At 67.7% G+C, this 9,972-nt stretch carries 12 protein-coding genes and 1 tRNA gene; 1 reads left to right on the top strand and 12 read right to left on the bottom strand.

Going from position 1 to position 9,972, the window contains the following annotated elements; translation table 11 throughout:
- Positions 1 to 175: 175 nt before the first annotated feature.
- Positions 176 to 877, bottom strand: a complete 702-nt coding sequence (gene rpiA / locus AC1D2K_RS21350) for a ribose-5-phosphate isomerase RpiA (RefSeq protein ID WP_478090830.1) — start codon at positions 875 to 877, stop codon at positions 176 to 178.
- A gap of 47 nt (positions 878 to 924) precedes the next feature.
- Between rpiA and AC1D2K_RS21345 the strand changes: the two genes are divergently transcribed.
- Complete coding sequence (locus AC1D2K_RS21345; protein WP_478090829.1) at positions 925 to 1,992, top strand: quinone-dependent dihydroorotate dehydrogenase; 1,068 nt, start codon at positions 925 to 927, stop codon at positions 1,990 to 1,992.
- A 10-nt stretch (positions 1,993 to 2,002) separates the two neighbouring features.
- Here the strand turns inward: AC1D2K_RS21345 and AC1D2K_RS21340 are convergent, their stop codons facing one another.
- The 11 genes from AC1D2K_RS21340 to AC1D2K_RS21290 all read right to left on the bottom strand — a co-directional run bounded on the left by AC1D2K_RS21340 (position 2,003) and on the right by AC1D2K_RS21290 (position 9,948).
- Positions 2,003 to 2,689 carry a phage holin family protein gene (locus AC1D2K_RS21340; RefSeq protein WP_478090828.1) on the bottom strand — a complete coding sequence of 229 codons (687 nt, stop codon included), beginning with the start codon at positions 2,687 to 2,689 and terminating at the stop codon, positions 2,003 to 2,005.
- 45 nt (positions 2,690 to 2,734) lie between these two features.
- On the bottom strand, positions 2,735 to 3,043 hold the full coding sequence (locus AC1D2K_RS21335) for a glycine zipper domain-containing protein (RefSeq protein WP_478090827.1): 309 nt from the start codon (positions 3,041 to 3,043) through the stop codon (positions 2,735 to 2,737).
- Positions 3,044 to 3,135: 92 nt separating this feature from the next.
- Positions 3,136 to 4,233, bottom strand: coding sequence for an NAD(P)/FAD-dependent oxidoreductase (locus AC1D2K_RS21330; protein WP_478090826.1), 1,098 nt, complete (start codon positions 4,231 to 4,233; stop codon positions 3,136 to 3,138).
- A gap of 55 nt (positions 4,234 to 4,288) precedes the next feature.
- A tRNA-Val gene (locus tag AC1D2K_RS21325) sits at positions 4,289 to 4,363 on the bottom strand.
- Positions 4,364 to 4,430: 67 nt separating this feature from the next.
- The gene (gene dnaQ, locus AC1D2K_RS21320) at positions 4,431 to 5,150 is read right to left on the bottom strand and encodes a DNA polymerase III subunit epsilon (RefSeq protein ID WP_478090825.1); all 720 of its coding nucleotides are present in this window, start codon (positions 5,148 to 5,150) and stop codon (positions 4,431 to 4,433) included.
- Entirely contained in the window at positions 5,150 to 5,488 is a 339-nt protein-coding gene (gene fdx, locus AC1D2K_RS21315; protein ID WP_478090824.1) for an ISC system 2Fe-2S type ferredoxin, read from the bottom strand. Before fdx ends, dnaQ begins: the two co-directional genes overlap by 1 nt.
- Before the next feature lie 3 nt (positions 5,489 to 5,491).
- A complete protein-coding gene (gene hscA, locus AC1D2K_RS21310; RefSeq protein WP_478090823.1) occupies positions 5,492 to 7,348 on the bottom strand; it encodes a Fe-S protein assembly chaperone HscA in 1,857 nt (618 codons plus the stop codon).
- Positions 7,349 to 7,390: 42 nt separating this feature from the next.
- Complete coding sequence (hscB, locus tag AC1D2K_RS21305) at positions 7,391 to 7,909, bottom strand: Fe-S protein assembly co-chaperone HscB (protein ID WP_478090822.1); 519 nt, start codon at positions 7,907 to 7,909, stop codon at positions 7,391 to 7,393.
- Between the two features lie 60 nt (positions 7,910 to 7,969).
- Complete coding sequence (gene iscA / locus AC1D2K_RS21300) at positions 7,970 to 8,293, bottom strand: iron-sulfur cluster assembly protein IscA (protein WP_286507593.1); 324 nt, start codon at positions 8,291 to 8,293, stop codon at positions 7,970 to 7,972.
- A 1-nt stretch (position 8,294) separates the two neighbouring features.
- Positions 8,295 to 8,708, bottom strand: a complete 414-nt coding sequence (gene iscU / locus AC1D2K_RS21295; RefSeq protein WP_478090821.1) for a Fe-S cluster assembly scaffold IscU — start codon at positions 8,706 to 8,708, stop codon at positions 8,295 to 8,297.
- A gap of 19 nt (positions 8,709 to 8,727) precedes the next feature.
- Positions 8,728 to 9,948, bottom strand: a complete 1,221-nt coding sequence (locus AC1D2K_RS21290) for an IscS subfamily cysteine desulfurase (RefSeq protein ID WP_478090820.1) — start codon at positions 9,946 to 9,948, stop codon at positions 8,728 to 8,730.
- Positions 9,949 to 9,972 lie beyond the last annotated feature (24 nt).

The following is a 9,972-nucleotide window of genomic DNA, read 5'->3' as shown; positions in this document are numbered from 1 at the left end:
GGCCGAACCCGCGCCGCCGGCCGCTGCTGCACCGGCGCCTGCCGAGGCCCCGCCGCCAGCCAGCGGGCCGAGCCCGAGCAACCCCGCCGGCATCAAGTTCTAGGCCGCAGGCCCGGTCAGGCCGCGTCGGGCCGCCCCGGTGGGCAGCGACCCCACGCAGCGAGCGTGGGAGCTTTCAGTCGAAGCGCAGCGTCCGCACGCCCGATGCGGTGCCCAGCAGGCACACATTGGCGCGCTGGCGCGCGAACACGCCCACGGTGACAACGCCCGCCCACTGGTTCACTTCGCTCTCGAAATCGAGCGGATCCGTGATTCGCAGGCCGGTCACGTCGATGATGTGCTGGCCGTTGTCGGTGACCAGCGGCACGCCGTCCTTCTCGCGCACCTGCGCCAGGCCGCCGAGGCGTGCGAACTGCCGAATCACCCGCCGTGCCGCCATCGGGACCACCTCCACCGGCAAGGGAAACGCGCCGAGCGTGTTCACGAGCTTGGAGGCATCGGCGATGCAGACGAAACGCTTGGACTGCGCGGCGACGATCTTCTCGCGCGTGAGCGCCGCGCCGCCGCCCTTGATCATGTAACCGCGGCCGTCGATCTCGTCGGCGCCGTCGATATAGACCGCCAGTTCCTCGACCTCGTTGCTGTCAAAGACCGGGATGCCCAGCGCCCGCAGGCGCTCGGTCGAGGCCACCGAGCTCGACACGGCGCCGCGGATCTGGTCCTTGAGGCTTGCCAGCGCATCAATGAACTTGTTGACCGTCGAGCCGGTGCCCACCCCGACGATCTCGCCCTTGACCACGTAGTCCAGCGCGGCGCGGCCCACCTGGGCCTTGAGTTCGTCCTGGGTCGGGGCGGGAACAGGTGCGGTGGAGGTCATCGGGGAGAATCCTGGGCTGATTGAAGTCTGAAGCCGAGAATTATCCGATGCTCCTGCCGTTGCCCTCCTCTCTTTACGGGCTTGCCCGCCCCTTCCTGTTCGGCGTCGACCCCGAACGGGCCCATGAACTGACCCTCGACGCACTAGCAAGGACCCAGAACACGCCACTGGTCTGCGCCTATGCGGCGCCTCGCGTGGCCGACCGGGTCACGCTCGCCGGGCTCTCGTTCCCGAACCGCATCGGCCTCGCCGCGGGCCTCGACAAGAACGCCCGCTGCATTGACGCCTTCGCCGCCATGGGTTTCGGCTTCGTCGAGGTCGGAACGGTCACGCCCCAGCCGCAGCCGGGCAATCCGAGACCGCGCATCTTCCGCCTGCCGCAACGCGACGCGCTGATCAACCGGCTCGGCTTCAACAACGAAGGCCTGGCGGCCTTCATCGCCAACGTCCAGCGCGCGCGCTTCCGGCGCGACACCTCGAAGCCACCCATGCTGCTGGGCCTCAATATCGGCAAGAACGCGGCCACGCCGATCGAGCGCGCGGTGGACGACTACCTGATCTGCCTGGACGGCGTCTATTCGCACGCCGACTACGTCGTGGTCAACATCTCGAGCCCGAACACCGCCAACCTGCGCTCGCTGCAAAGCGATGAAGCGCTCGACGCGCTGCTGGGCGCCGTGGCGGACAAACGCGAGGCGCTGGCCGCGCGCCAGAACAAGCGGGTCCCGCTGTTCGTGAAGATCGCACCCGATCTCGACGAGGCCCAGGTCAAGGTGATCGCGGCGACGCTGCTGCGCCATGGCATGGACGGCGTCGTCGCGACCAACACCACCCTGGCGCGCGATGCCGTGGCGGGCCTGCCCCATGCGGAGGAATCGGGGGGGCTTTCGGGCGCGCCGGTGCGGGAGGCCAGCAACCGCGTGATCGGCCAGCTGCGCGCCGCACTCGGACCGAAGTTCCCGATCATCGGCGCCGGCGGGGTGCTCAGCGCGGCCGACGCCGTGGAGAAAATCGAGGCCGGGGCCAACCTGGTGCAGATCTACACCGGCCTCATCTATCGCGGACCGGCATTGGTGCGCCAGGCGGCCCAGGCGCTGCGCGAGCGCAAGGCCTGAGCCAGCGCGCTCACCGCATGCGCCAGAGCACGGGAGCCACCACCGACGCCCAGCGCACCAGCCGGCGCGGACCCAGCACGGCGATGACCGCGGCGGTCGCCACGCCGGTGGCGACCGGATGCTCGCGCGCAATGCGCAACGCCGCGGCGGTGGCGGTCTCGTTCGGGACCGGTGCCTCGCCGGCGCCGCTCGAAGCCGCCTGGAGTGTCGCGATCCGCTGACGCTGGCGCTCGATGCGGGCCAGCAGCTGATCGCGGTCCAGCGCCACGGATACGGGCGGAGCCTCTTCTTCGTCGTCATGAGGGCCGAAGCGGTCGTGGACCCATTCGAGATCGCGCTCGAAGATCTCACGCGCCGGCGCGAAGGCCGACGACTCGCGCAGCGTCCCCAGGAGCGCCAGCACGGCAGCCACCCAGAGCCCGACCCAGACCAGCGCCAAGACCCAGGCCGCCGTATTCCGATGCGGCGTGTCCCAGAAGTGAACCACGATCGCGACCGACAGCAGCGCGATGGCAACGGTGGTCAGCCCGATGACAGCGATCCCCAGACCCATGACCAGCCGCAGGCGCTTCTTCTCTTCTTCCCAGGCCAGTCTCAGGAGCTGTGCACGATCCTCGGCGGCCAGTGCACCTTCACCGGCGAGGATGCGCAGGCGCCGCAGACGGGATTTCAGGCCGAACAGGGACGCCAGGCTCATGGCGCAGCCTCGGCGCCCGCCTTCCGCGCGCCGCGCAGGCCGCGCTCAGCGGCGGCCAAGCAGCAGACCCACCAGCACGCCCACGGCCAATGCAGCGCCGGCGATCTGCCACGGCTCGTCATGCGCATAAGCGTTGGCCGAGGTGGCGGCTTCACGAGCCTTCTTGGCGGCGATCCGACTCTTCTCGGCGGCGATCTCGCGCGCAATCGCCAACTTGCTGTCGACGCGCTGGCGAAGCGCCTTGATGTGCGGCACGGCGTCCAGATCCTTGCTGGCGAGCACGTTGCGCACGTCGCTCGCGATGTCTTCAGCCACGGCGTTGGCCGCGGCTTCGAGGTTGGTGGATGCAGTCATCGAAAAAAGTCCTCCTCAGGCAGGCCGGCACCGCGCCGGCGACACCACGCCGACAAACGGCGTGCCGTTCCATGGTACATGCCCGCGCCGGCCTACGAAAGCAGCACGGACACGTGATGGGCGATCGCCAGGCTGCTGGTCAGCCCCGGCGACTCGATCCCGAACAGGTTGACCAGTCCCCGCACGCCGTGCACCTCGGGGCCCTGGATCAGGAAGTCGGCGGGAGCTTCGCCGGGTCCCGAAATCTTGGGGCGGATGCCTGCATAGCCAGGGACCAGCGCAGCGTCCGGCAGCGCCGGCCAGTACTTGCGCACCTCGGCGTAGAAGCCCTCGCCGCGCGCCGCGTCCACGACCAGATCATCGGGCGACGCCACCCACTGCACGTCCGGACCGAACTTGGCCTGGCCGCCCAGATCAAGCGTGAGGTGCACGCCCAGGCCCGCGGCCTCGGGCACCGGGTAGATCAGTCGTTGGAAGGGGGCACGGCCGGCCAGCGTGAAGTAGCTGCCTTTCGCAAAATAGGCCGTCGGCACCGAATCGGACGGCAGACCCTCGAACTGCCGCGCGAGCCGCGGCGCAACGAGGCCGGCTGCATTCACGACGGTGTTGCAGCGCAGGGCGGTGCCGTCGCGCGACTTCAGCACGATGTCGCTGCCCCGGCACTCGGCACCGACGACCTCGGATTTCAGCGCCACCAGGCCGCCGGCGTGCTCCAGATCCCCCTGCAGGCTCAGCATCAGCGAGTGGCTGTCCACGATGCCGGTGCTCGGCGAATGCAGGGCGGCCAGGCATTCGAGCTGTGGCTCCATGGCACGCGCCTGCTCGCGCGTGAGCAGCGCCAGGTCGTCCACGCCATTGGCGCGGGCCTTGGCGGCAATCGCCTCGAGCTGCCCGAGCTGGGCCTCGCTGGTGGCGACGATCAGTTTGCCGCAGCGCCGGTGCGGCAGGCCGCGCTCGCCGGCGTAGGCGTAGAGCCGCTCTTTGCCGTCGACGCACAGCTGCGCCTTCAGGGAGCCTTGGCGATAGTAGATGCCTGCGTGGATGACTTCGCTGTTGCGCGAACTGGTGCCGGTGCCGATCGCCCCTTCGGACTCCAGCACGATGACCTCACGGCCTTGCAACGCAAGGGCCCGGGCCACGGCCAGCCCCACCACACCGGCGCCGATGACGGCGCAATCGAATTCGTCCATCCCGCAAGCTTAAGCGGGATGGCGCCGAGCCCGGCGTGGCAACGAAGAGAATTGATGGTGGGCGGTGGAGGTTTCGAACCTCCGACCCCAGCAGTGTGAATGCTGTGCTCTACCCCTGAGCTAACCGCCCCCGGCGCACGAAGCTGATGCCGTGCGCCATCTGGATTCATTCGCGCTGTGTAGTGCGAAGCCTGCGATTATGCCACAGCTTTTTCGCTCATCTGCCGAAAGAGCGTGCGGCCGCTGCTGGACTTGTCCAGTTGCAACAGAACTTCCTCGTGTTCGGCCAGCTCGTGCTCGGTCGCGACCAGCACCGGCAGCTCGAAGGTGCTCAGGTCGACCGCGACCACGGCGCCGTGCACGGGCTCGTTCGACGCGACGTCGATCAGCAGCGCATCCTGGCCGCGCGTGAGGTTGATRTACACGTCGGCCAACAGCTGCGCGTCGAGTTTGGCGCCGTGGAAGGTGCGGTTCGAGCGATCGATGCCGAAGCGGTCGCACAGCGCATCGAGCGAGTTGCGCTTGCCCGGGTACACCGCCTTCGCCATCGCCAGCGTGTCGGTCACTTCCCCGACGAAACTGCGCAGCGGCGGCAGGCCAGCGAGCTCGAACTCCCGGTTGAGAAAGCCGACGTCGAAGGCCGCGTTGTGGATGATCAGCTCGGCATCGCGCAGGTACTCGACGATATCGCCGGCCAGCATCGCGAACTTCGGCTTGTCGCGCAGGAAGTCGGTGGTCAACCCGTGCACCTTGAGCGCGTCCTCGTGGCTCTCGCGCTCGGGGTTGAAATAGATATGCAGGTCGTTGCCCGTGAGCTTGCGGTTGAACAGCTCCACGCATCCGAGTTCGATGATGCGGTCGCCGTTGTCCGCCGACAGGCCTGTGGTTTCTGTGTCCAGGACGATCAGTCGGCTCATCAGTGGTTCTCTTTGGCGTGGTTGATCGAGTATTTCGGAATCTCGATCGTCAGGTCGTCCTGCGCGAGGATTGCCTGGCAGCTCAGGCGCGACTGCGGCTCCAGGCCCCAGGCGCGGTCCAGCAGGTCTTCCTCGCTCTCCTGCGCTTCATTGAGAGAATCGATGCCCTTGCGCACGACGACGTGGCAGGTGGTGCAGGCGCAGCTCATCTCGCACGCATGCTCGATGTTGATGTGGTTCTCGAGCAGGGCCTCGCAGATCGAGGTGCCGGCCGGCGCGGATATCTCGGCGCCTTGCGGGCAGTATTCGGGATGGGGAAGGATCTTGATCGTGGGCATGTTCTAGAGAGATTCGATCTGTCGGCCGGCGAGCGCGCGCGCGATGCCCGCATTCATGCGCTCGGCGGCAAAGGCTTCGGTGMCGTCGGCCAGCGCCTTGGTGGCAGCTTCGACCACCGCGGCATCCTCGGCGGCGCGCGCGTCGCGCAGCGCCGCCATCAGCGCCTCGATCACGGCGCGCTCCGCGTCCGACAGCAGCGCGCCGTCGGCATCGAGCGCGCTTTGCGTCGCCAGCAGCATGCGGTCGGCATCGACGCGGGCTTCGACCAGCGCGCGCGCCTGCATGTCCTGCTGCGCAGTCGCAAAGCTGTCCCGCAGCATGGTGGCGATCTGGTCGTCGGAAAGACCATAGGATGGCTTGACCGCGACGCTCGCCTCGACGCCGCTGCCCTGCTCCTTCGCCGTGACGCTGAGCAGGCCGTCGGCATCGACTGTGAAGGTCACGCGGATGCGCGCCGCGCCCGCGGCCATCGGCGGGATGCCGCGCAGCTCGAAGCGCGCCAGGCTGCGGCAGTCGGCGACCAGGTCGCGCTCGCCCTGCACCACGTGCAGCGCCAGCGCGGTCTGGCCGTCCTTGTAGGTCGTGAAGTCCTGCGCCATCGCGGTCGGGATGGTCTGGTTGCGCGGCACGATCCGCTCGACCAGGCCGCCCATCGTCTCGATGCCCAGCGACAGCGGAATCACGTCGAGCAGCAGCAGGTCGTCGGCGCCGCCGTTGCCGGCCAGCTGGTTGGCCTGGATCGCCGCGCCGAGGGCGACGACCTGGTCGGGATCGAGATTGGTCAGCGGCTCGCGGCCGAAGCACTCGGCCACCGCCCGGCGGATCTGGGGCATGCGCGTGGCGCCGCCGACCAGCACGATGCCTTTCAGCTCGCCCTGCGGCAGCCGCGCATCGCGCAACGCGCGGCGCACGGCCGCGATGGTGCGCGCGGTCAGGCTCGCCGTGGCGGCTTCGAACTGCTCGCGCCGTATGTCGACGCGGACTTCCTCGCCCGACAGGCTGGCGCTGAAGAGGGTCGCCTGGGCGTCGGTCAGAGCCTCCTTGGCGGCCCGGGCTGCCACCAGCAGGGCGGCCCGGTCGGCATCGCTGCGCGCCGCGAGCCCGCTTTGCGACAGCACGAAGTCGGCCAGCGCATGGTCGTAGTCGTCGCCGCCCAGCGCGGAGTCGCCGCCCGTCGCAATGACCTCGAAGACGCCTTGCGTGAGCCGCAGGATGGAAATGTCGAAGGTGCCGCCGCCGAGGTCGTAGACCGCGTAGACACCTTCGCTCGCATTGTCCAGACCGTAGGCGATCGCAGCCGCGGTCGGCTCGCTGATCAGCCTCAGCACATTCAGCCCCGCGAGCTGGGCCGCGTCCTTGGTGGCCTGCCGCTGGCCCTCGTCGAAGTACGCCGGCACCGTGATCACGACGCCGTGGAGTTCGTCGTCGAAGGTGTCCTCGGCCCGATAGCGCAAGGTCGCGAGGATCTCGGCGCTGACTTCGATCGGGGACTTCTCGCCGGCCGCTGTCCGCACCTTGACCATGCCGCCCTCGCCCGTGAGGCGATAGGCCATCGCGTCGCGGTTGGCGATGTCCGACAGGCCGCGGCCCATCAGCCGCTTGACCGAAGTGATGACATTGGAAGGATCGGCGGCCCGCGCCGCCACCGCTTCGAAGCCGATCTGCCGGCGATCGGCGTCGAGGTAGCGCACCGCCGAGGGCAGCAGCACGCGGCCTTCGGCGTCAGGCAGGCATTCGGCGACGCCGTTGCGTACCGCCGCCACGAGCGAATGCGTGGTGCCGAGGTCGATGCCGACGGCGATGCGGCGCTGATGCGGATCGGGCGCCTGGCCCGGTTCTGAAATCTGGAGCAATGCCATCAGGCCTCCTCGAGGTGATGGACGGAGGAATGATTCATGCCGCTATTGTCCCCACTGATCGGCCCGGGCCTCGATGTCCTCGGCAAAACGCTCTATGAACATGAGGGCTCTCACCTGCCGCACCGCTTCGGCGTAGTCGCCCTTTTCGTCGATCAGCCAGTCGAGCGAGGACAGCGCGCGCGCGCGGCCGGCCTCGACTTCGCTGCGCAGCTTGTCGAGCGCGGCGGCGTCGCCGGCCTCGTCGAGCTCCTCGCGCCACTCCATCTGGTTCATCAGGAACTCGGGCGGCATCGCGGTGTTGGTTTCGGCGTTCAGGCGCGCGCCGTGGAGCTCGCACAGGTAGGTCGCGCGCTTGATCGGATTCTTGAGCCGCTGGTAGGCCTCGTTGATGCGCACCGACCACTGCATCGCAATGCGCTGGGCCGCGGCGCCCTGGGCCGCGAAACGGTCGGGATGGGCTTCGCGCTGCAGTTCCTTCCAGCGCGCATCGAGCGCGGCCCGGTCCTGCGCGAAGCGCGCCGGCACGGCGAACAGCTCGAAATCAGTGTCGTTCAGGTTCATGGCGATAAAAAGCCGCCAGCACATGACATGGTGGCGGCTCGGGCACGAGGCCGGTCGGGATCAAATGCGGAAGCTTTCGCCGCAGCCGCAGCGGTCGCGTTCGTTCGGATTGTTGAACTTGAAGCCCTCGTTGAGGCCTTCGCGCACGAAGTCGAGCTGCGTGCCGTCGATGTAGGCCAGGCTCTTCGGGTCGACCAGCACCTTGATGCCATGGTCCTCGAACACCACGTCCTCGGGCGCGAACTCGTCCACGTACTCGAGCTTGTAGGCCAAGCCCGAGCAGCCGGTGGTCTTGACGCCCAGCCGCACGCCCACGCCCTTGCCTCGTTTGCCGAGGTAGCGGGAGACGTGGCGCGCAGCCGATTCGGTCAGGGTCACAGCCATGTCAGTGGACGGCTTCGGGGGCCTTGGCGGCTACGCCGTGTTTGGCCTTGTAGTCGCTGACGGCCGCCTTGATCGCATCTTCGGCCAGGATCGAGCAGTGGATCTTGACCGGCGGCAGCGCCAGTTCTTCGGCGATCTGCGCGTTCTTGAGCGCAGCCGCTTCGTCGAGCGTCTTGCCCTTGACCCATTCGGTCACGAGCGAGGACGAGGCGATCGCAGAGCCGCAACCGTAGGTCTTGAAACGCGCGTCTTCGATCACGCCGGTTTCGGGGTTGACCTTGATCTGCAGCTTCATGACGTCGCCGCAGGCCGGTGCGCCGACCATGCCGGTGCCTACCGAATCGTCGCCCTTCTCGAACGAGCCGACGTTGCGGGGATTTTCGTAGTGGTCGATGACCTTGGATGAGTAAGCCATGGGGTACCTCTTTGAATATTCAGTGAGCCGACCACTGGATCGTGCTGATGTCGATGCCGTCCTGGAACATCTCCCACAGCGGGCTCAGTTCACGGAGCTTGGCGACGTTGTGCTTGATGGTCGAGATCGCGTAGTCGATTTCCTCTTCGGTCGTGAAGCGGCCGATCGTCATGCGCAGGCTGCTGTGGGCCAGTTCGTCGCTGCGCCCGAGCGCGCKCAGCACATAGCTCGGCTCGAGGCTGGCCGAGGTGCAGGCCGAACCGCTGGACACCGCCAGGCCCTTGATGCCCATGATCAGCGACTCGCCTTCGACGTAGTTGAAGCTCATGTTCAGGTTGTGCGGCACGCGGTGTTCGAGATGGCCGTTGATGAAGACCTGATCGACATCCTTCAGGCCGTCGAGCAGGCGCTTCTGCAGCGCGCTCGCCTTGGCGATGTCTTCCTTCATCTCGAGCCTGGCAAGGCGGAAAGCCTCGCCCATGCCCACGATCTGGTGCGTCGGCAAGGTGCCCGAGCGCATGCCGCGCTCGTGGCCGCCGCCGTGCATCTGGGCCTCGAGCCGCACGCGCGGCTTGCGGCGCACGTACAGCGCACCAATGCCCTTGGGGCCGTAGGTCTTGTGCGAAGCCAGGCTCATGAGGTCGATCGGCAGCGTCTTGACGTCGATCTCGACCTTGCCGGTGGCCTGTGCCGCATCGACGTGGAAGATCACGCCCTTTTCGCGGCAGATGTTGCCGAGCGCCACCATGTCCTGGACGACGCCGATCTCGTTGTTCACGAACATCACGCTCGCGAGGATGGTGTCGGGGCGGATGGCCGCCTTGAAGGCCTCGAGGTCGAGCAGACCGTCTTCCTGGACATCCAGGTACGTCACCTCGAAACCCTGGCGTTCGAGTTCGCGCATGGTGTCGAGCACCGCCTTGTGCTCGGTCTTCACCGTGATCAGGTGCTTGCCCTTGCCCTTGTAGAAATGCGCGGCCCCCTTGATCGCGAGGTTGTTCGACTCGGTGGCGCCGGAGGTCCAGACGATCTCGCGGGGGTCGGCGCCGATCAGGTCGGCGACGTCGGCACGCGACTTCTCGACCGCTTCTTCGGCTTCCCAGCCCCAGGCGTGGCTGCGCGACGCCGGGTTGCCGAAATGCTCGCGCAACCAGGGAATCATCGCTTCGACGACGCGAGGATCCACCGGCGTGGTGGCGCCGTAGTCGAGATAGATCGGGAAATGAGGAGTGACGTCCATGGCTGGCTCAGGCTGGCGTGGGGT

The sequence above is a fragment of the Variovorax sp. P1_H12_2 genome, from assembly GCF_056405335.1.
Note: the sequence above shows the minus strand (reverse complement) of the source record. Positions and strands in the feature narration are given on the sequence as shown.